Source organism: Planctobacterium marinum (assembly GCF_020687805.1).
In the GTDB taxonomy this organism is placed as follows: Bacteria; Pseudomonadota; Gammaproteobacteria; order Enterobacterales; family Alteromonadaceae; genus Planctobacterium; species Planctobacterium marinum.
On sequence record NZ_JAJEWQ010000002.1, the window covers coordinates 180,138 to 201,607 of the forward strand.

20 protein-coding genes and 1 pseudogene are annotated in these 21,470 nt (G+C 47.5%); 13 read left to right on the forward strand and 8 right to left on the reverse strand.

What is annotated here, in order from left to right:
- Positions 1–46: 46 nt before the first annotated feature.
- From LJ740_RS06155 to LJ740_RS06185, 7 genes are all read left to right on the forward strand, one after another.
- Positions 47–505, forward strand: a complete 459-nt coding sequence (locus LJ740_RS06155; protein WP_229528198.1) for a hypothetical protein — start codon at positions 47–49, stop codon at positions 503–505.
- Positions 506–1,258, forward strand: a complete 753-nt coding sequence (locus LJ740_RS06160) for a substrate-binding periplasmic protein (RefSeq protein ID WP_229528199.1) — start codon at positions 506–508, stop codon at positions 1,256–1,258.
- A 67-nt stretch (positions 1,259–1,325) separates the two neighbouring features.
- Positions 1,326–1,523 carry an MbcA/ParS/Xre antitoxin family protein gene (locus LJ740_RS06165; protein ID WP_229528200.1) on the forward strand — a complete coding sequence of 66 codons (198 nt, stop codon included), beginning with the start codon at positions 1,326–1,328 and terminating at the stop codon, positions 1,521–1,523.
- Positions 1,524–1,728: 205 nt separating this feature from the next.
- Entirely contained in the window at positions 1,729–3,555 is a 1,827-nt protein-coding gene (locus tag LJ740_RS06170) for a flavin monoamine oxidase family protein (RefSeq protein ID WP_229528201.1), read from the forward strand.
- Positions 3,542–5,284: an alpha-keto acid decarboxylase family protein gene (locus LJ740_RS06175; RefSeq protein WP_229528202.1), complete on the forward strand. Its 1,743-nt coding sequence runs from the start codon at positions 3,542–3,544 to the stop codon at positions 5,282–5,284. The genes LJ740_RS06170 and LJ740_RS06175 overlap by 14 nt, the downstream gene beginning before the upstream one ends.
- A gap of 145 nt (positions 5,285–5,429) precedes the next feature.
- Positions 5,430–5,975: a cytochrome b gene (locus LJ740_RS06180; RefSeq protein WP_229528203.1), complete on the forward strand. Its 546-nt coding sequence runs from the start codon at positions 5,430–5,432 to the stop codon at positions 5,973–5,975.
- A 24-nt stretch (positions 5,976–5,999) separates the two neighbouring features.
- Positions 6,000–6,563, forward strand: coding sequence for a YceI family protein (locus LJ740_RS06185; RefSeq protein WP_229528204.1), 564 nt, complete (start codon positions 6,000–6,002; stop codon positions 6,561–6,563).
- 56 nt (positions 6,564–6,619) lie between these two features.
- Here the strand turns inward: LJ740_RS06185 and LJ740_RS06190 are convergent.
- Positions 6,620–8,370, reverse strand: a pseudogene (locus tag LJ740_RS06190) (acyl-CoA dehydrogenase family protein).
- Between the two features lie 261 nt (positions 8,371–8,631).
- On the opposite strand from LJ740_RS06190, the gene LJ740_RS06195 reads away from it, so the two are divergent.
- Both LJ740_RS06195 and LJ740_RS06200 read left to right on the forward strand, forming a co-directional pair.
- On the forward strand, positions 8,632–10,548 hold the full coding sequence (locus tag LJ740_RS06195; RefSeq protein WP_229528205.1) for a methyl-accepting chemotaxis protein: 1,917 nt from the start codon (positions 8,632–8,634) through the stop codon (positions 10,546–10,548).
- A gap of 118 nt (positions 10,549–10,666) precedes the next feature.
- Entirely contained in the window at positions 10,667–11,887 is a 1,221-nt protein-coding gene (locus tag LJ740_RS06200) for an EAL and HDOD domain-containing protein (protein WP_229528206.1), read from the forward strand.
- A 28-nt stretch (positions 11,888–11,915) separates the two neighbouring features.
- Here LJ740_RS06200 and LJ740_RS06205 read toward each other — a convergent pair whose 3' ends face one another.
- The 5 genes from LJ740_RS06205 to rpsU all read right to left on the reverse strand — a co-directional run bounded on the left by LJ740_RS06205 (position 11,916) and on the right by rpsU (position 17,168).
- The gene (locus LJ740_RS06205; RefSeq protein ID WP_229528207.1) at positions 11,916–12,449 is read right to left on the reverse strand and encodes an NUDIX domain-containing protein; all 534 of its coding nucleotides are present in this window, start codon (positions 12,447–12,449) and stop codon (positions 11,916–11,918) included.
- 33 nt (positions 12,450–12,482) lie between these two features.
- On the reverse strand, positions 12,483–14,324 hold the full coding sequence (gene rpoD / locus LJ740_RS06210) for an RNA polymerase sigma factor RpoD (protein WP_229528208.1): 1,842 nt from the start codon (positions 14,322–14,324) through the stop codon (positions 12,483–12,485).
- A gap of 261 nt (positions 14,325–14,585) precedes the next feature.
- Positions 14,586–16,373 carry a DNA primase gene (gene dnaG / locus LJ740_RS06215; RefSeq protein WP_229528209.1) on the reverse strand — a complete coding sequence of 596 codons (1,788 nt, stop codon included), beginning with the start codon at positions 16,371–16,373 and terminating at the stop codon, positions 14,586–14,588.
- Positions 16,374–16,477: 104 nt separating this feature from the next.
- Positions 16,478–16,924: a GatB/YqeY domain-containing protein gene (locus LJ740_RS06220; protein WP_229528210.1), complete on the reverse strand. Its 447-nt coding sequence runs from the start codon at positions 16,922–16,924 to the stop codon at positions 16,478–16,480.
- A 28-nt stretch (positions 16,925–16,952) separates the two neighbouring features.
- On the reverse strand, positions 16,953–17,168 hold the full coding sequence (gene rpsU, locus LJ740_RS06225; RefSeq protein ID WP_229528211.1) for a 30S ribosomal protein S21: 216 nt from the start codon (positions 17,166–17,168) through the stop codon (positions 16,953–16,955).
- Positions 17,169–17,394: 226 nt separating this feature from the next.
- Here rpsU and tsaD point away from each other — a divergent pair, with 226 nt between their 5' ends.
- Positions 17,395–18,432, forward strand: coding sequence for a tRNA (adenosine(37)-N6)-threonylcarbamoyltransferase complex transferase subunit TsaD (gene tsaD / locus LJ740_RS06230; protein ID WP_229528212.1), 1,038 nt, complete (start codon positions 17,395–17,397; stop codon positions 18,430–18,432).
- A 7-nt stretch (positions 18,433–18,439) separates the two neighbouring features.
- On the opposite strand, the gene plsY is transcribed toward tsaD, so the two are convergent.
- A complete protein-coding gene (plsY, locus tag LJ740_RS06235; protein WP_229528213.1) occupies positions 18,440–19,012 on the reverse strand; it encodes a glycerol-3-phosphate 1-O-acyltransferase PlsY in 573 nt (190 codons plus the stop codon).
- A gap of 89 nt (positions 19,013–19,101) precedes the next feature.
- Here plsY and folB point away from each other — a divergent pair, with 89 nt between their 5' ends.
- From folB to LJ740_RS06250, 3 genes are read left to right on the forward strand one after another with little or no spacing between them, the layout of a single operon-like run.
- Positions 19,102–19,482: a dihydroneopterin aldolase gene (folB, locus tag LJ740_RS06240; protein ID WP_229528214.1), complete on the forward strand. Its 381-nt coding sequence runs from the start codon at positions 19,102–19,104 to the stop codon at positions 19,480–19,482.
- Complete coding sequence (locus tag LJ740_RS06245; RefSeq protein WP_229528215.1) at positions 19,479–20,276, forward strand: undecaprenyl-diphosphate phosphatase; 798 nt, start codon at positions 19,479–19,481, stop codon at positions 20,274–20,276. Before folB ends, LJ740_RS06245 begins: the two co-directional genes overlap by 4 nt.
- A gap of 12 nt (positions 20,277–20,288) precedes the next feature.
- Complete coding sequence (locus tag LJ740_RS06250; RefSeq protein ID WP_229528216.1) at positions 20,289–20,651, forward strand: histidine triad nucleotide-binding protein; 363 nt, start codon at positions 20,289–20,291, stop codon at positions 20,649–20,651.
- On the opposite strand, the gene LJ740_RS06255 is transcribed toward LJ740_RS06250, so the two are convergent.
- Complete coding sequence (locus LJ740_RS06255) at positions 20,648–21,406, reverse strand: MBL fold metallo-hydrolase (RefSeq protein ID WP_229528217.1); 759 nt, start codon at positions 21,404–21,406, stop codon at positions 20,648–20,650. The genes LJ740_RS06250 and LJ740_RS06255 overlap by 4 nt on opposite strands.
- Positions 21,407–21,470: the final 64 nt, after the last annotated feature.

The following is a 21,470-nucleotide window of genomic DNA, read 5'->3' on the forward strand; positions in this document are numbered from 1 at the left end:
GTCATAGGCTCCGGGAACTTTTAGCCCAAATGAGGCTCGTAGAAGATTGTTATCAACTTATGCTGAAATCGACGATTTGACTGATCTGCTTAAATTCAAAAATAAATTTGGTGGTGTGACCCTGCAGCGACGAGGCCGGATTGTGGTGGCCAGTTTTTTTGGGGCCATTAACGCCAGTGTTTTACAGTTTTTTTGTGACAACCTGGTTAAGGTGGTGGGCGATCTTAAAGGCAGTCCCTGGGGCTATCTGAGCAGTTCATCGGAAGCCATGGTGGGCACCGAAGAAGCAGAAGCTATGCTGATAGCAGGGGGTAAAATTGGCTTGCAGTTAGGATGTGTAAGAGCAGCCTACGTACTGAAATCACCGGTGGCGATTGCGCAAACTCGCCGTATAAGAGAAAGACTGGGTGTTGAACCCGCACTGGATGAGATCCTGTTTGCCAGTGAATCCGAGGCAATTGATTATCTGGAAGCTTACCTTGAGCAATACCAGGGGCAAAGTTAGATGAAGGTGTATCAGTGCTGTCGATGGCTAATTGTCATGTTGGCACTGAGCGCCGGGAATGTGCTGGCGAATCCATTGTTGTTTGTTGCTGAAGAGTTGCCCCCCATTCACTTCAACGATGAAAACAATACCGCAACGGGCTTTCTGGTAGCCATCGCCGCAGAGGTGGCAAGCAGAGCCGAATACCCTGCAAAAACCATTCTTATGCCCCAGGCGCGGGCGTTTGAGCTAACCAGCAATGAAGCGAACGTGTTTATGTTGTCCTTGTTAAAGTCAGGGCCCCGGGAAGCACAATTTCAGTGGGTTGGTGCCGTCTATGAAACGCAGGCGTTTCTGATCGGTTTAAAAAGTAATCAACACATTCAACTGACATCCTTACAAGACGCCAAAAAGTACGTAGTGGGCACAGTAAGGGGCTATTTCTCAGAGAGCTATCTTCGTCAGCAGGGCTTTAGTGACAAACACAATTTAGGCCTGGCATCGCGTTATGATCATCTTTGGGGGATGTTGTTCAAGGCGCATATTGACTTTGTGCTGACCAATACCTTGTCGCAGAATATTGAAATAAACAAGGCGGGTTATTCCCCTGATCAGGTGATGCGTTTTCTGGCCTTACCGGAACTGGCAAGAGAGCTACACATAGCGACAGGGTTAACAACGGATAAGGTGATAGTGGAGCGATTAAAAAAGGCCCTGGAATCGATGAAAAGGGATGGCAGCTATGACAGTATCAAAGCTCAGTGGCAACTTTGAGCGCCGTTTCTTTACATTTTTGTGAATTCCTTCTATGTTTCTGGTGCAGTAATTAAGAGCCAATAAAATGGAAAGCGAACTCTACAAGAAAGCCATGGTCTTCTTTAATGATGCGCGACTCACCGAAAAGTGGCTCAACCATCCGTGTCCTTTGTTTAACAATGCCACACCTTTGGAAATGTACGCTTCTGAAGATGGTCGCAAAAAAATTCTGCATTATCTGGATGTCTGCAACGGCGATTCTTCCGCCAGCACTGCAAAATAACCCGCTTAACTGATTCATCCCTAACAGGCTTCATCTCACCAGATTTTCTGTCAGTGAAAATTAATTCTCAAAATCGCCATATCTATACAGCACATTCTTAAAAATTGGCTATATTTTTACTCTTTATCAAAAGAAATTAAATACACTTTCGTTCTGTACAGGTTGTTGTGTGCAGGATTATCAAACTGTTAAAGGGAAAAGGAAAATGAATGAAATAGAATTAGACGTGGCGATTGTCGGGGGAGGAGTATCTGGCGTGTATAGCGCCTGGCGTTTGCAACAGGCCTATGGCGACAAACAAAAAATTGCCCTGTTTGAATACAGTAACCGCATTGGTGGCAGGCTTTACAGCCGACGTATTCCCGGATTACCCAACGTGGTGGCAGAATTGGGAGGCATGCGTTACATCCCTGAGGACCACATTATGGTGAAAACCCTGGTGAATGAGTTGGGGCTGCAAACCAAGAATTTTCCGATGGGTTCGTCGCTGCCCATTGACCCAAATGATCCTGCCAGTCCGGTTGCGCATGCTGATAACAACTTGTTTTACTTACGCGGTGAGTATTTCCGGTATCGGGATTTTGCCGAATGCCCGGATCGCATTCCCTATAAAATGAATTGGTCTGAAAAAGGCTATGGCCCCGAAAACCTGCAGGTTAAGGTGATGAATCTGATTTGCCCCGGATTTGCTGATATGAGCCTGTGCGAACAGATGCAACTTAAGGTTTTTGGCAAAGAAATCTGGAAATACGGTTTCTGGAATTTACTGGAGCGCGTGCTCAGCAATGAAGCCTACCAATTTATGAAAGACGCCGGCGGGTACGATGCCAATGTGGCTAACGCCAGTGCAGTAACGCAATTACCTGCTACCGAATATTCCGATGACACGGTGTTTTTAACCTTAAAAGACGGGTTTCAGGCCTTGCCTTTAACCCTGGCAGCGAATTTTAATGCGATGGCTGGCGGGATTATTCCTGACGGTAAGCGCATTTATATGAACCATCGCCTTGATGCGTTGCGGCTACGCAAAGACCAAAACTGCACTTACGAACTATTGTTTTATCCCGCAATCACTGATGAGGCCGGTAAAACCCGGCAGTGTAACGGTGTTGAACCCACCGTGGTTCGGGCTAAAAAAGTGATTTTGGCGATGCCAAGACGTTCATTGGAGTTGGTTAAGTCCTCCTTCTTTGATGATCCCTGGTTAAAAGAAAATATCCCGTCCGTATTGATACAAAAGGCCTTCAAAATGTTCATGGCTTACGAGCGTCCCTGGTGGCGCAGTTTAGGCCTGGTGGCTGGCCGCTCGGTCACCGATTTGCCCATTCGCCAAACCTACTACATGGGCACGGAATGTGAACAGGAAGGCGGCGAAAACACCATGAATTCACTGTTGATGGCGTCTTACAACGATATTGAAACCATCCCGTTTTGGAAGGGGTTAGAAAAAGGCGAGCAATATCAGGGTTTTTTACCCAATCAAAGTCGCTGCGCAATAGAGGGTGAAGACGTGATGCTCAGACACGAGTTTCAAATCACCCAGGATATGGTGGAGTCGGCACAGCGCCAGATAGAAGCACTGCACAATCAAAAAGAACTGCCCATGCCCTATTCGGCGGTATATCAGGAGTGGGGCGAAGACCCCTATGGCGGTGGTTGGCATGAGTGGAAAGCCAATTACCGACTGGATGAAGTTATGTGTCGGATGCGTCATCCGGTGGAAGACCAGGATATCTATATTGTTGGCGAAGCCTATTCCTATGAACAAGGTTGGGTAGAAGGTGCCTTAAACACAGCAGAATCTACCCTGGAGTCATTTTTTGCATTGGCTAAACCCGACTGGTTAGTCAATGATCCGGATTACTCATCCTGGCTGGAGGCTAATCATGGCTTTAGCTTTTTACCTGTGCCTTGTCCGGACGGTTGTCAGTGTGACGTTGATAAACCGCCATTTACCTGTTCAGGTTGCGGCAAAACCCTGGATGAGGTGACAGAATTTGCTTATGAGGGTATTAATCATGTCCAAAAATAACGCATTAGTGCAGCCCGCCACAAAAACGAAATTCACGGTGGCTGATTATCTGCTGACCCGGTTGCAACAGTTGGGTTTAGACAAAGTGTTTCAGGTACCAGGCGATTATGTTGCTGAATTTATGGATGCCCTGGAAGCCTTTGACGGTATTGACGCTGTGGGTGATGTCAATGAGTTAGGCGCAGGTTATGCCGCAGATGGCTATGCCAGGTACAAAGGGATAGGGGCGGTATCGGTGCAATTTGGTGTCGGTACCTTTAGTGCTTTAAATGCTATCGCAGGCGCCTGGGTGGAGCGCAATCCGGTGGTGGTGATCACAGCCAGCCCGACAACTGCTAACCGGGTCACGATTGAACAAACCGGGGTCTTGTTTCATCACTCCACAGGCCGCCTGGGCGCAGACCGGAATGTGTATAGCAACGTCACCGTTGCCGCCGAAATTTTGAGTCATGTTGACCAAGCGCCGCAGCAAATTGATCACGCGTTAACTCAGGCCATTACTCACCGTCGTCCCATATACCTGGAAGCCTGGCAGGACGTCTGGGGCATGGAGTGTGAGCCGCCACAGGGGACTTTGACGCCGCTGTCACAGGGCAGCCAAAAGGAATCCCTGGAAGCCATGATTAACATGGCTATTGAGAAAATCAAAAGCGCTAAAAAACCCGTGGTGTTGGTGGGCGTTGAAATTGCTCGTTTCGGCCTGCAAGAAAAAGTGTTAAACCTTCTGGAAGCGTCAGGTTTACCCTATGCTACCACCACACTGGGAAAAACCACCCTGGATGAGAACGCGGGTACTTTCATTGGTACATACGCCGGCGCAGCTTCTAACCCTGGCACCAACGATTATTTCAGTGAGTCTGATGCGATACTGGCATTAGGCGTTATTTTCACTGACGATTATCTGGATATACTGGAAAACCAGTTCGCCGATATCATTGCGATGGATGCTGAACAGGCAAGGGTGGGGTATCAACATTATCACAATGTACAACTACCGGATTTTATCCGGACCTTGACGGAATATTGCGAACAAAGCTGTGCTTTCCCCCGCAATGACATTCCGCTACCTGTTTTGCCTGCCATGCCGGAGTTAACCCCCGAGTTGTTGGCACAGCCATTGGGCTACAAATCCTTCTTTGATGTGCTCTGGGGCTGGTTGGTCAGGGAGCGGTTGTTGCCTGTCACCAATCTGATACTGGGAGAAAGTTCGTCGCTTTACCAGGCGGCCCGATTGGTGGGTTTACCGCAGGATAGTTTTGTAGGCGATGCCGCCTGGGGATCACTGGGGCACGAAACTGGCTGCGTTACCGGCACGTCTATGGCCTCAGACAAGCGCAGTTTGGTGGTGGCTGGCGATGGTGGATTTATGATGATGTGTCAGTCTTTGTCTACCATTACGCGCAACCAACTGGACGCGGTCGTGTTTGTGATGAGTAATGGCGTATATGCCATAGAGCAATCTTTTGTGGATGTATGCGCCTTTACGCCTCACGGCGAGTTTGCGCCGTTTGATATATTGCCGAAGTGGGATTATCTGAGTCTGGCTACGGCGTACAACATGCCGGGTTATCAGGTAAAAAATTGTGAAGAGTTGTACCGCACTTTGCAAATAGTGCAGTCACAACCGGAGCAATCGGCACTGGTGGAAGTGTTGATCCCGGAACACGACCTGGCCCCGGCGCTGGAAGATTTGCTTACAAAGTGTTGGCTGCAATGGCTATTACAATAGCTGGCCGGAGCCTTTACCATGCCATAAAATCCAGCGTCTGAGACGATTGGTTCTATTTATTCGACAGTTAAGCCCGTATTTTTAACATTTTTATGTTCATTTTTGTCTGATATCGTGTGGTGATTCAGGTCATTTAGAGGTTGGTATGCTAAGAAACAGCGAAAATAGTTTTGGTTGGGTGGCCATAGTGATGCACTGGATTTCGGCCATTGCTGTTATCGGGCTGTTTGCGTTGGGCTGGTGGATGGTGGAGCTGAATTACTACAGTGAATGGTATCGAACTGCACCTCATTGGCATAAGAGTGTTGGCTTGTTGTTAGCGGCGTTTATCTTGCTCAGGTTGGGATGGAAGTTCGTTAATATTGCTCCCAAAGCTATTGGCAATCCCTGGGAAAAGCGCCTCGCTGGCCTGGCGCACGCCGCGCTTTATGGTTTGTTACTGTCCATATTTTGCAGTGGCTATTTGATCTCAACCGCCGATGGACGCGGTATAGAAATATTTGACTGGTGGACAGTACCCGGGTTCGGGGAGTTACTGGAAAATCAGGAGGATGTTGCAGGACTGGTGCATGAGTACCTGGCCTATGGACTGATAGTACTGGTGGTGTTGCATGCGCTGGCAGCGCTGAAACATCACTTTATTGATAAAGATAATACGCTGCGCCGTATGCTGCGTGTACTAAAAAACTGATACATTAAATTTGAGGACATTATTATGAAAAAAACACTAGCCGCTGTATTGCTTACTGCGTTGTTATCACCCCTGGCACAGGCTGCGGATTATGTTATCGACAGCAAAGGTGCTCACGCTTCGATAAACTTTAAAACACAGCATCTGGGTTACTCCTGGTTGACCGGGCGCTTTAACGAATTTGAAGGCACGTTTAGCTATGATGCTGAAAAGCCACAAGCGGCAAAAATCGCGGTAAATATCAAAACGGCCAGCATTGATTCCAATCACGCTGAACGCGATAAACACTTGCGCAGCGATGACTTTTTAAATGTAAAAGACTTTCCGGAAGCAAAGTTTGTCAGTACTAAAATCACCGATAAAGGCGATGGGAAACTGGAAGTGGCGGGTAAGTTCACGCTGCACGGTACCACTAAAAATATTGTTATTGATGCTGAGAAAATTGGTGAAGGTGATGATCCATGGGGCGGCTATCGAGCGGGTTTTGCCGGCAATACCGAGATCCGCATGGCGGACTATGGCATGAAAGAAATTTTAGGGCCAACAACGGTGTTATTGGAACTGCATGTTGAAGGTGTTCGCCAGTAATCAGAACGGTTATTGAAAGGGAGTCGTTTGACTCCCTTTTTGCGTTTCCTGAACGGCTAAAAATCGTCCAGAGTAAACGCGGCGAGGTCCTCACCGTTGTCTGTCAGAGCGGCTTTGTGCATCAGGGCTCTCGGATACAGGCGCTTTAAGTAAAACTCACAAACTTTCGCCTTGCTATTGGCAAGTTGTTGATTGTCATTGCCTGATGCAGTGTCTTTCAGGCTTAGCCAGCATATGGCCAGTAATGAATAGGCACAAAACTGCATGTAATCATAGGCTCGGCTGGCAGTATCAAACGCATCTCCCGCCATCAACGATTGCGAGCCGGCTAACCACAAATCGTAGACTTCCTGTGCCTTATCGCGGTCCTGTTGATTGGCGATGTTGGTAATCAAACCGGCAAATAGTTCAGCCGTTGCCTGAAGCATTTTACCGCCGTCTCGCACCAGTTTACGGGATATCAAATCCAGTGCCTGAATTCCATTGGTGCCTTCGTACAATTGCGTGATACGACTATCGCGAATCAATTGCTCCATGCCCCATTCCTGAATGTAGCCGTGACCACCAAAAATCTGAACCCCCAACTGGGAGACTTCCTGTCCCACATCGGTAAAGAAGGATTTGGTGATGGGGGTCAGGTAGGCGACTATGGCTTCTGCGTTTGCTTGCTCTTCTGGAGAACCAAAACGCACCAGGTCTACCTGTTTGGCGTACAACAAACCCAAAGCCCGGCAACCTTCTGTCAGGGCTTTTTGAGTCAGTAACATGCGGCGCACATCTGGCAAATGAATGATGGCATCGGCTTTTTCATCGGGCTGTTGCACACCTTGTGGCGCTCTCGATTGTAAACGTTCTTTGGCGTAAGTAAGTGCTCCCTGATAAGATGCCTCAGCGATGCCGGTACCTTGTAAACCCACCTGAAAGCGCGCGTCGTTCATCATGGTAAACATACACGCCAGGCCACTGTGTGGTGCGCCAATGAGCCAGCCTGTCGCACCGTCAAAATTCATGACACAGGTGGGACAGCCATGCAGGCCCATTTTATGTTCGATACTACCCACCGAGACCGCATTAGGCACATCGAATGCGTCGTTTTCACCGGGGAGCATTTTAGGTACCAGAAACAAACTTATGCCTTTCACACCCGGGGGGCATCAGGCAGTCTGGCCAATACCAGGTGAATAATATTATCGGTCCATTCGTGGTCACCACCGGAAATAAAGATTTTAGTGCCGGAAATCTTATAGGAGCCATCGTCATTAGGTTCAGCTTTGGTGGTGAGTAAGCTTAAATCGGAGCCTGCCTGAGGCTCAGTCAAATTCATGGTGCCGGTCCATTCACCGCTGATTAAATTGGGCAAATAACTTTCTTTTAGCGCATCGCTGCCGTGTTTTTCCAGCGCGAGTACTGCGCTTTCAGTCAGGCCACAAACCAGGCGCCAGCTAACATTGGCGGATACCAGCATTTCGTGTACCGGGATAGCCACCGAATAAGGCAGTTCCTGGCCGCCATATTCTTCACACCCCAGCATGGCGTTCCAGCCGTTTTCAATATAGTTCTGATAGGCTTCTGGGAAACCCTGTGCAGTAGTGACTTTACCATCACTGAGTTTACATCCCTGCTGATCACCCGCCTGATTGATCGGGGCGATTTCTGATTCAGCAAAGCGCGCGCCCTGGGCAATAATTTCATTTACCAGCTCGGCATCAATATCGTCTTTACCGATATGGCGATAATGGTCACTGACGTTTAACCAGTCGTGAAGAAGAAATTGGAAGTCGTCTAAGGGAGCACGATATTCTGGCATGGTAAAATCCTCAAAAATGTTTCAAGTGGTCTGATGAGTTTGCCAGTGGAGCAACAAAAAGTAAACGGAATTACCTGGTTTGTCTTTAAAAGGCAATCTAAGCCAATAAAAATAGAAAATAGTTTCAGGATGTTGACTATTTGGTCGAAAACGAGATGATAAGAGCAGAAATATATCGGACATAATCTACAAAGTTTTTGTATTTTTGCAGTTGTCACTCCTACAATAATAATGAGCCATTGCGCACATAACGAGCAATAAATGAATTTAGCATCTTTATCTATTAAACAATTATTTGTTTTTTCACTGCTGATAGCAGTGCTGGTGTCCACCATAATCGTTGGTGCAATTGGGCAGTTTAGCGCACGAAATCTGGTGTCGGAACGCCTTGAAGAAGTGGAGCTTCCCAATACTTTGCAACGCATTCGCAATGAGCTGGACAAAGAAATCTCAATTATGCGTAGCGCTACCAGACAATTAGCGAACGACGAGTTTGTTAATCAGTGGATGCGCAATGGGTCACCTGGCGCACAGGAAGACACCGTGATACGCAATCTGAACAATATCAAAAACCAGTATGGTTTAACCAATGTGTCTGTGGCTAATCGCGGTACAGCACAATACTGGAACCAGGATGGCTTTTTAAGAGTACTGAATAACGATAATTTGGACGGTTGGTTTTTTGCCTTTCGCGATTCCGGCGAAGCCTCTTCCATGAGTCTCTACACAGAAGAAGGGGCGGGCACCAAGATGTTCGTTAACTATCAACAACTGAACGGACAGGTTTTGGCAGGGATAGGGTTATCTGTTGATCAGATGGTGGACAAGCTGAAAAGTAACAGACTGGCAGAAACCGGCTTTGTATTTTTAACCGATGGTAAGGGACTGGTGCAAATTCATCGCAACCAGTCCTTTCTGAACAAAAAAGATTTGGGTTCACTGTACAGTGGCGTTGTTGAGCGCAAACTGCTGACCCGTTCTGAATTCGCTATGAGCCGCACTGAGGTGGATGGTGAAGAGGTGTTTTTAGCCAGTAGTTATATCGAGTCGGGTGGCTGGTATGTCGTGGCGCAGGTGCCGGTGGATGAGATCTTCGCTGAACTCAATGCTGCCAGAAATCAAATGATTGTCTGGGTCGCATTAGTGGCTGCCGGATTTGCGGTATTAGCGGTATTTGTTGCCAACATCATTGCGGCCCCTATTTGTAAATTATCCGCCGTGTTTGCCGAATTGGGGCAGGCAGAGGCGAACCTTGATGTGCGACTTGAGCGACAGTCTTCCAAAGAGTTGCAATCGCTTGGCGAAGGCTTTAACGCCTTTGTGGAAAAGATTCAAAAAACTGTCGAGATGGTCGCCAATACCAGCGAAGATTTGCGCACAGAAGCTGATTCAGTGGCGGACTTTGCCAGACAATCTTTAGCGCTGGGCAAACGACAGTCTACCCATACCGGAGAAGTGGTAACTGCAATTAGTCAAATGGGCGACACCGTGGATGAAGTGGCGCGCAATGCGAACAAAGCGGCAGAAACCTCAAATGATTTAGAAGATGCCAGTCACAAGGGTAAGGCAGTTTCTATGCAGGCTAAACAATCTATTGAGCAGCTTTCAACACAAGTGGAATCGGTAGCTGTTGTAATTGATGAACTGGCCAGCCACACCGACGCCATTGGCAGCGTACTGGAAGTCATTCGCGGGGTATCAGAACAAACTAATCTGTTGGCATTAAATGCAGCGATTGAAGCTGCCCGGGCTGGTGAGCAGGGACGTGGCTTTGCAGTGGTCGCAGACGAAGTGCGTTCGCTGGCACAGCGCACCGGAGAATCGACAGAGGAAATTCAGAAAACTATCGACCGTTTACAGCAGGAAGCCGCAAGAGCTGTATCCCTGATGAAAGATAGCCGGGAACAGGCCCGTACCGGGGTAAGTTCCGTTATTGAGGCTGAGCAGTCGCTGAGCAGTATCACTGAAGGTATCACGGCGCTGCGGGACATAAACGATCAGGTTGCTACGGCTACTGAAGAGCAGGCCCAGGTGGCCCATGTTATCAGTGAGAACCTGAAGCAAATTCAGGGTGAAACGGAAGACAATCTGCAGGTGTCTGACAAAGTGGCCAGAACCAGTGAAGCCTTACAGCAACTTTCGGGGATGCTGGACAAGTTGGTGGAAGCCTACCGTTAATGTGGCTCAAAGCAGCCTTGTATTAGCCTAAAGTTGTATATAGTTGATGAAGACAATAATGCCATAATCATCGGTCGTACAATAATTAAATCTAAATTTAAGGATGCAATAGAATCACATGTACACCAGCCTTGACGTGCTTTGTGCTCGTCAACCCATCTTTGATGACAGGAACAGGATATTTGGTTACGAGCTGTTGTATCGTTCGCAATCTAATGTAGATAAAGCCGACTTTGTTGATGATGACATTGCTACTATAGAATTAATACTGAATACTTGTGGTAGTATCAATGATGATGAAGCTTTGGTTCAATTCCCTCTATTTTTTAACCTTACTCGAAATTTATTGTTTTCTGACTCGTTTTTTCCGGTGGATGCCAACAAAGCCATTATTGAAATCCTTGAAGACACTGTCGTAGATGAAGCTCTCATAAAGCAAATCTATCGACTAAAACGCCTGGGGTATCATTTTGCTCTGGACGACTTTACGTTTGAGTCGCATTTCGAGGACTTACTCCCCATGGTCAAGTACATAAAAATTGATGTGCTTGCTTGTAATATATACAAACATGAGATGGATATTCAACGTATTAAGGCTATGGGAAAGGTGTTAATTGCTGAAAAAATTGAGTCTTATGATGTATTTGAGCAGTGTGTTAGCTTAGGCTTTGATTTATTTCAGGGGTATTATTTAGAAAGGCCTCAGTTAGTTGAAGGGCGAAAAATCAATGCGAACGTTAATTTGGCCCTGACGATCATTAACGAGCTGCAACAACCGGATGTCAGTTTTGATAAATTATCGTATCTGGTATCCAAAGATCCTAAATTGAGCTATCAACTGTTACGTATCCTTAATAGTCCTGCTCAGGGGTTAAAACGCGAAGTCAGTAGCCTGAAGCAAGCCGTGGTGTTTTTGGGGATAGTGTCATTGAAAAAGTGGGTTATATTGATTTCATTGATGCAAAACAGCGATGTGCCTGATGCGTTTTTTACCATATTACTGACACGTGCCAGAACCTGTGAACTGTTGGCTAAAGCCATAGAGTTAAATGATACTGACAGTTATTTTACCGTAGGTTTATTTTCAGGACTGGACAGAGTATTTAACATGGAGCTGCCAGAGGTCATCAAGCACTTGTTCATTCCTTTGGATGTGCAGAATGCTCTGCTAAACCTTACCGGGTTTAAAGGTGAGACCCTGAGTAAAGTTATGTTACTGGAGCGGGCTGACTGGGACGATCTTACCAAGGCATGCGGTTGGTCCCAAGCCTGTTTGTTAGCACAATTAATGGAGCAGGCACGGGACTGGACAGATTCGCTGTTAGGTGATCTGGAGTAAGCCAGTCCGACTGTACGCTGCACATCGATTAATTATCTTTGACGTTTTCTGCTTCGTCGTTTTCCGGCCTGGTTTTGTTAAACATATCCAGGGTTTCAATATGCCGTTTTGGATAGCGCCACTCACTGGCTAAGGTATCAAACGGGTCGGTCAGTTTGATAAACGCAACTTCGTGCTTTGTCCAGTCGGGTACCGGAAAACGGTCAATATCTTCGCCTACTTCGTCTGCTAACTGGCACTGGTAAATCCGAAAGCCATTCTCTGCAATACCTAATAACTTACCTACTTCAACGTTAAAGCCGGTTTCTTCAAACGTTTCCCGGTGAGCGGTACATTGTGCCAGCTCACCTTCATCTGCTGTACCGCCTGGTACATCCAGGCGGCCGGTTTGAATATTACCTAGTGTCAGTAGTTTTTCGTTTACCCGGATAAAACAACCGGCGTTACCGGTGGCATCGTCCAGATGTTGATCGCTGATACGACATACGGGATTAGCGGGCTTGACCGTGTCACAGGCTGACAGCACACCACAAAAAATGAATAACAGTATTTTTCTTCGCATATAAAAAGGGCGCTTTGCGCGCCCATTCCTTAATTATTGTTCATCCAGGAAGCTTCGCAATTGCTCCGAGCGGCTCGGGTGACGCAATTTACGCAATGCTTTGGCTTCTATCTGACGAATACGCTCACGGGTTACGTCGAACTGCTTACCCACTTCTTCCAACGTGTGGTCGGTGTTCATGTCGATACCAAAACGCATTCTCAACACCTTTGCTTCTCTGGCGGTAAGGCCCGCTAACACGTCCTGAGTTGCCAGTTTAAGGTTGTTGTTGGTGGCTGAATCCAGAGGCTGCACTATGGTGCTGTCCTCAATAAAGTCACCCAGATGCGAATCTTCGTCGTCACCAATGGGGGTTTCCATGGAGATTGGCTCTTTGGCGATCTTCAGCACCTTACGAATCTTATCTTCCGGCATTAACATGCGCTCAGATAGTTCTTCCGGAGTGGGTTCACGACCAATTTCCTGCAACATCTGACGGGAGATACGATTAAGCTTGTTGATCGTCTCAATCATATGTACCGGAATACGGATAGTTCTCGCCTGGTCTGCAATAGAGCGGGTAATTGCCTGACGTATCCACCATGTGGCGTAAGTTGAGAACTTATAACCACGGCGATATTCGAACTTGTCTACCGCCTTCATCAGGCCGATATTTCCTTCCTGAATCAGATCCAGGAATTGCAAACCGCGGTTGGTGTATTTTTTGGCAATTGAGATAACCAGACGCAGGTTGGCTTCTACCATTTCTTTTTTGGCGCGGCGAGCTTTCGCTTCACCGATAGACATGCGGCGGTTGATATCCTTGATATCGTCAATCACTAGGCCAGTTTCTTCTTCTACCTGGTTAATTTTACTGACACAACGCTCAATGTCTTCCTGCAGAAGTTTAAGTTGTTCAACGTAAGGGTGATCACTTTCTAATACTTCGTAAAACCAGTCAAGAGAGGTCTCATTGCCGGCGAACTTACGGATAAAGTCGCGTTTAGGCATTTTGGCCTGAGCAACACAGTGCTTCATCACCAGGCGTTCCTGAACGCGCACTCTGTCCATCATAGAGCGCATATTGCGCACCATGCGGTCGAATTGCTTCGGTACCAGACGGAACTCTTTAAATACGTCACTCAGTTTAGCGATTTCTTCTTTCGCTTTAGCATGAGCGCGGCCATTTTTAGCGATGACTTCACGGGTGGCTTCGTACTGAACACGCAATTCTGCAAACTTTTCGCGCGCCATTTCCGGATCGATGCTGTTATCTTCATCATCAGAAGAATCGTCATCATCGTCGTCGTCATCATCGTCGTCTTCGTCGTCCAGATCTTCCTGAGACAACTCAGAGCCGATGTGCGTTGCTGTGGGAGCGACGTCTTCTTCGTTAGGATCAACAAAGCCCAGAATAATGTCACTTAAACGAATTTCTTCGGCTTCGTACAGATCCCATTGATCTAAAAGGTAAGTAATGGCTTCAGGGTATTCGGCTACAGAGCACTGAACCTGGTTGATACCATCTTCGATACGCTTGGCAATTTCGATTTCGCCTTCACGGGTCAACAGTTCAACTGTGCCCATCTCGCGCATGTACATGCGTACCGGGTCCGTTGTACGGCCTATTTCACTTTCTACCGTGGCTAGCGCTTGTGCGGCTGCTTCTGCCACTTCTTCATCGGTAGTGGTTTCCTGCATTAATAACTCATCGGCGTCTGGGGCATTTTCAAATACCTGGATACCCATGTCGTTAATCATGCGAATAATATCTTCAATTTGATCGGAATCTACGATATCTTGCGGGAGGTGGTCATTTACTTCAGAAAAGGTCAAAAAGCCTTGTTCTTTACCTTTAGCAATGAGGAGTTTGATCTGTGACTGCTTGCTTGCCATATGCTTCCACAATATAAATTTACTAGTTCAAGTGCGCCGCACGAATGATGTTATCGGAGCACTCCTGAAGACGTTGCGCCAACGCGCGCGGAATTAGCGATTATAGCAGATAAAAAAGTGTACAATCTATGCCTTGTACAAAATTTGTTTTTCTGGCCTGTTTACAAATCATTACTAACTGAAGTTACTAATCGTCGCGCTCACCCTAATATTTGGTGTTAAATCCCGATTTTACAAGGCTCGGGCTGTAATTTTATATTACTACTGAGTGGCGACACCGGTGCGCAGGGCTTTAGTTAGCGCTACGATTTCTTGTTTTTCCTCGGCACTCAATGACTGCACGCGGGAAAGCGTTGTGAGTTCATCCAGCCTGGCTTCTAATTGCAACTGGATCAGACGGTTCATGTTGCCTCTGAATTCAGCCACCAAATCTTTACCCGGCGGCATTTCTTTGCTCATCATTTGCAATAGAATGTTGTAATGGGGGTGCTCACGAAAACGCTCCAGCACCTGAATGCCCATAACGCTTGTTTCAGACACGCAAATGCTGTGAATATCACGCAACAGGTTCATGCCAGGCAGATTGATGGCCAACAGACTCTGCGGTGTCACTTCCGGGACCTGTCGTGCTACTTCGGGGGCGTGCAACAACAGATGCAACAATCTTCTTACCGGAGAATCGGATATCTTTTGGTGTTTTTCGTAATCGGCTTTTTGCGCCTTGATAGAGACGTTCGCTTCAGCGATTTTTTTGCTGGCTACTACCTGATTATACTCGCCGGTAATGGTGGCCAGTTTTTCCGTTAACATCTGTTTCTGGTATTCACCCGGTACCTGCTCCAGCATCGGCATCGTCTGTGCTTTCAGGCTGGCTTTGCCTTCCAGTGTGGACGGGTCGTGTTGTTGGCGCAATTGCTCAAACAAAAATTCCGACAAGGGCTGGGCCTGTTTAAGGCGTGCCTCAAAGGCCTCTTTGCCTTCCTGACGCACCATGGTATCCGGGTCTTCACCATCCGGTAAAAACAGGAACTTTAATTTGCAGCCATCTTTTAACATGGGCAGGGCATTTTCCAGCGCCCGCCAGGCGGCATCGCGTCCCGCCCGGTCTCCGTCGTAACAACAGATCACTTCCTGGGTGTTGCGGAACAATAACTGAATATGTTCCGGTGTAGTGGCCGTGCCCAGTGCGGCCACAGCGTAATCAATACCAAATTGCGCTAAGGCCACCACGTCCATATAGCCCTCGACGATGATGACTTTTTCCAGTTTACGGTGTGCTTGCTTGGCCTGGTAGAAGCCGTAAAGCTCTGAACCTTTATGGAAAATTCGGGTTTCCGGTGAGTTCAGGTACTTGGGGCCATCGCCTTGCATGATGCGGCCACCGAAGCCGATTACCCGACCACGACGGTCCCGAATAGGGAAGGTGATGCGGTCGCGGAAAAAGTCATAACGACGTTGCTGGTCGTTCTGATTCACCAGTTTTAAATCCATCAGTTGCTGGACTGACTGATTGTCTGTTCCAAACTGACGTAATACCGAATCCCAGTCTGGCGGTGCAAAACCTATTTCAAAGGTTTTGACAATTTCACCGCTTAAGCCCCGGCCTTTCAGGTAATCGATGGCGTTCTGTCCCTGGTTGTGCTGACGTAATTGTTGTGCGTAAAAACGCGCTACTTTATTCATCAACTCATAGTCGTCCTGCAACTGCTGTTTTTGCTGCGGACTTTGCTGTCTGAAATTACCGCCGTCTTCACGGGGCACTTCCAGGTGATACATACGGGCCAGCTCTTCCACCGCTTCGGGGAATTCCAACCGTTCGTATTCCATCAAAAACGAAATAGCGTTGCCGTGGGCGCCGCAGCCGAAACAATGATAGAACTGTTTATCCGGGGCGACGGTAAAAGAGGGGCTTTTTTCATTGTGGAAAGGACAACAGGCCTGATAGTTTCTGCCGGCCTTTTTTAAAGGCACAAAACTATCGATCAGCTCAACGATATCAGCGCGAGCTAATAGGTCATCAATAAAACTACGGGGAATTCTGCCAGCCATAAATTGTTATTTTTAAGGTCCACAAATAAACAAGCCGCACCTTGTTATAAGGTGCGGCTTGTGTCAAGTCGATAAATTCGTTAGTGCAGATTATCTGCCGTGAATTATGCGGTAAGTTTTGCCTTGATGGCTTTGCTCAGTTCGCCCATATCGGTGCGACCCTGAACTTTGGGTTTTAACCATCCCATCACTTTGCCCATATCCTGCATGCCACTGGCACCGGTGTTGGTCATAGCTTCGGCGATTAAGGCGTCGAGTTCTTCACTGGTTAATGCCTTAGGAAGAAATGAGTGTATCACCTCCGTTTCATTTCTTTCCTGTTCTGCCAGATCTTCGCGTCCGGCAGCTTCAAACTGTTGCATGGCATCTTTGCGTTGCTTGACCATTTTGGTCAAAATCGCCAATACATCAGCGTCTTCTAACTCGACTTTGCCGTCTATTTCTTTTTGCTTAATTTCTGCCAAAGCCATTCGAATGGTACCCAGACGTAATTTGTCTTTGGCACGCATGGCGTCTTTTTGGGCTTCTTTAAGTGATTCTTTTAAAGACATAACTTAGCAATAATTCGCGGTTAACGACTTAGTATAACTTGATACGACGAGCGTTTTCGCGAGCCACTTTTTTCAAGTGACGCTTTTTAGCAGCTGCTTTTTTACGCTTGCGTTCCCAGGTAGGCTTTTCGAAGAATTCTCTGCGACGAACTTCGGACAAGATACCCGCTTTTTCACAAGAACGCTTAAAACGACGCAGTGCTACGTCAAACGGTTCGTTTTCTCTTACTTTAACGATTGGCATTAAATAATCACCTCAAATCAAAATCTTATAAATAATGTGCTTAAAAAATAGACGGCACGGCTAAAAATGGTGCGCAATTCTAATCATATCGCCAGGTAAAGTAAAGGGAATGGAGGCTATTTGTGCAGATTAGTTGTCCGGTTTTCTCACTGCTGCGCTATTAGATTGGTTCTGCTAAACGCTTTTGGGTAAACTAGCGCCAGTTTTGACCGTAAGAATGATAGTTATGTTGGTATTAGGAATAGAAACTTCCTGTGATGAAACCGGTATTGCCCTGTATGACACTGACAAAGGCCTGCAATCTCATGCGCTGTACAGTCAGGTGAAACTTCACGCCGATTATGGCGGTGTAGTGCCGGAGCTGGCCTCCAGAGATCACATTCGCAAAGTGATCCCGCTGATTGAAGAAACGATAAAAGAAGCCGGTGTTACTCAGGCTGATATAGACGGGATTGCGTATACCCGGGGGCCTGGCCTGATCGGTGCTTTGCTGGTGGGCAGCTCGGTGGCCCGAAGTCTGGGATTCGCCTGGAATATTCCTGCCGTGGGTGTGCATCACATGGAAGGGCATCTGTTGGCGCCATTGTTGGATGATATTGATTTGTCTTTTCCCTTTGTGGCACTGCTGGTGTCAGGTGGGCACTCTATGTTGGTTAAGGTCGACGCCATCGGACGTTACGAACTACTGGGAGAATCGGTGGACGACGCCGCCGGTGAAGCGTTTGATAAAACCGCGAAACTTCTGGGACTGGATTACCCGGGCGGGCCACGGTTGGCTAAATTAGCGGATCAGGGCAATACCGGGCGTTTTACTTTTCCCCGTCCCATGACTGACAGGCCGGGCCTGCAATTCAGCTTCAGTGGTCTGAAAACCTTTGCTGCCAATACTATTCGCGATTTGAAAGCTGCCTCGGAATCCGGTGAATTATCTGAGCAGGACAAAGCCGATGTGGCTGCTGCATTTCAGGAAGCGGTCATCGATACCTTGTTGATAAAATGTAAGCGGGCGTTAAAGCAATGCCATGTAAAGCAACTGGTCATTGCAGGTGGAGTGAGTGCCAATGTGCAACTCAGGGACAGAGTAACGCAGTTAATGGATAAGTTGGGCGGAAAAGCCTTTTATCCGGCGCCGGCGTTTTGTACTGATAATGGCGCTATGATTGCCTATGCGGGTGCGCAACGTTTATTAGCGGGACAACAGGATGATATGGCTGACCAGGTATTGCCACGCTGGCCACTGGATGAATTACAACCGTTAAAATAGAAGCACTTCAGGCTTTGAGTTCACTGCCTTCCCACAGTCGGCGAATGTTGGGGAGGTGGCGCAAAACAATGGTGCAACTCATTAAAGTCATGCTCATGAACCAGGGAGACTGAATCAGCCAGGCCAATATCGGGGCCAGGCTGACGGTAATAATGGCGGCGATGGAAGAAATTCGTATTTTTTTCATGATACCCAGCCACACCAGGATCAAAAACGCGCCTATAAGCCACTCCAGTGCCAGGACCACGCCAAAACCGGTAGCGACGGCTTTGCCCCCTTTAAAACTAAAGAACAGCGGAAAAATGTGCCCCAGACAGGCGCACACGCCACACAGCGCTACAACAATTTCCGGCTGCTCCATTGACACTGCTAACAGCACCGGCAACAACCCTTTTAGCATATCAAAACTGAAGGTGGCCAGAGCTGGCCATTTGCCGCCAATGCGATACACGTTGGTGGTACCGGGATTTTCAGAACCTTCTGACCGGGGGTCGGGCAAATGCCACAACCGGCACACCACAATGGCACTGCATATAGAGCCGAGATAATAAGCCAGCACCGGCAATAAAACCGCTAGCATGATGTCCTCATTTTGAGGTTAGACAATCCAGGATAAATCAGTATGATCCCCAGCAATGACAATTCGAAGCATCATTATAAGCTGTCTTTATGGACAAAATCATTATAAACGGGTTAGAAATCGACACCATCATCGGAGTCTATAACTGGGAAAGGCAAAACAGCCAGAAAGTTATCCTCAATTTAACTCTGCTGACAGAACTCAATTCAGCGATGAAATCTGATCAGGTAAAAGACACCATCGATTATGCTGCGGTTGTCGAGCGCATCGAAAAGCTGTCTGATTCGCATCACCCGGAACTGGTGGAAAAATTTGCCGATCTGATTTTCGCAGATCTGTTTAGCGCTTTTCCGCTGGCAGAAATTCAGTTGGAAATTCTCAAACCAGATATTTTAAAACAGGTGCAATCGGTGGGCATAGCTGTCACCCGTAAAAAAGATGATTACATCGTAAAAGGAACATTAAGTTGAGCTTACCAGAAATTATTATCCTGGCGCTTATACAGGGATTGTCAGAGTTTCTGCCTATTTCCAGTTCGGCGCATTTGATTTTACCTTCGCAACTCTTTGGTTGGCACGATCAGGGATTGGCCTTTGACGTTGCGGTGCATGTGGGCAGTTTACTGGCGGTGGTCAGCTATTTCCGCAAGGAAGTACTGCAATTAACCGTCGGCTGGGGGCAATCTCTCACCGGCAACGTGACCGAAGACGGTAAACTGGCCTGGATGATTATCTTAGCAACCTTGCCGGTGATCATTGTGGGCTTTCTGGTGAAGGACTATGTGGAAGGCTGGCTGCGTTCCGGTTATGTAATTGCCACCACCACTATTGTTTTCGGTCTGTTGTTGTACTGGGCCGACAAAGTGGCAACCCGGCAACAGGGAGACGTTGAGCTTACCTGGAAAAAAGCCCTGATTGTCGGTCTGGCGCAGGTAGCGGCCATTATTCCCGGCACTTCTCGCTCCGGTGTGACTATGACCGCGGCATTGTTTTTAGGCATCAGCCGCGAAAAAGCCGCCCGGTTTTCGTTTTTATTGTCTATCCCCACCATTTTGGGCGCCGGCACTATCCTGACTTACAAACTATTGTCCAGTGACGTGGCCGTTAACTGGGAAGAACTGTTTTACGGTGTTGTATTATCCTTTATCAGTGCTTATATCTGCATTACGCTGTTTTTAAAGTGGATCTCCACACTGGGAATGACGCCCTTTGTTATTTACCGGATCGTACTGGGGATTGTTATTTTTGCTGTTTTAGCGATTTAAGGGAATTGCATTATGTCTGAAACGATTTTTACCAAGATCATTAACAAAGAAATTCCGGCCGATATCCTGTACGAAGACGACGAAGCGTTGGCCTTTAAAGATATTAATCCGCAGGCGCCGGTGCATTTTTTGGTGATCCCGAAAAAGCCCATCGCCACCATTAATGATATGACCAAAGAAGACAACGCTTTGGTGGGCCACCTGCATTGGGTAGCCAGCCATATCGCCAAAGAGCAAGGTTTTGCCCAGGATGGTTTCAGAACCGTGATGAACTGCAATGAGCACGGTGGTCAGACGGTTTATCACATTCATCTGCATGTGTTGGCGGGTAAGCCGTTGGGTTGGCCGCCTTACCAGGAAAAATTAAAAGTTTAGTGGCTTGTCTTTAGCCCCAAAACCTGCGCTAACTTGCTTTTTACGGAGCGCCAGTGGGTTGCCGGAATGGCCGGCGCTTTTTGTTGCAGATAATCAAAGTCTGCTTCGGTTAATTGTACTTCTGCGCCATGTGCCAGCAGGATGCTGTCAGGCGCCAGTTGTCTGATTCGGTTTAATGATGCCTTATAGCGATTGGGATAAAACACCGGATAGGGCGGAATAAACCGCGCTTTTACCTTCACCATCAGATCGGCCACATACACTTTGTGACTGGGCTGATGCCAGAGACTGATATCCCTGTCTGTATGACCCTGGGTGAAAAGTACCCGCCAGTCTTCAAATTCCGGGATCTGGTCTTCATCATTGAGATACCTGTCAGCTTTCATCCAGGGAGAGTACCAAATCAGGCGGCGCGATTTTTTCATTCTCCCGGCCACCCAATGGGCCAACAAGATATCGGTTAAATGCATCAACCAGCCATCAAGGCCGCTATACCATTGGCCGGGCACATTGCCAGTGATGATTTGCGCTTTGGTGATTTGCTTTAAGGCTCTGGCACCCCCGGCATGGTCCGGGTGCATATGGGTAACCATTATCACCTTGAGGTGGTGCAATGGGCGCTTAAGCTGTTCGCTGATAAACCGGCAAATGTTCTGCACATCAGCCCGGGATGCGCCGTCCAGTAGCATAAGGCCATGGGGTTCTTCTACCAGCCAGATATCCTGGATATAGCCTTCAAGGCGATGTAACTTCATGAATATTGTTGTTTAAGGCGTTAAATTGCTGATAGTTATCAGTGTAGCAATGAAACATCCGAAT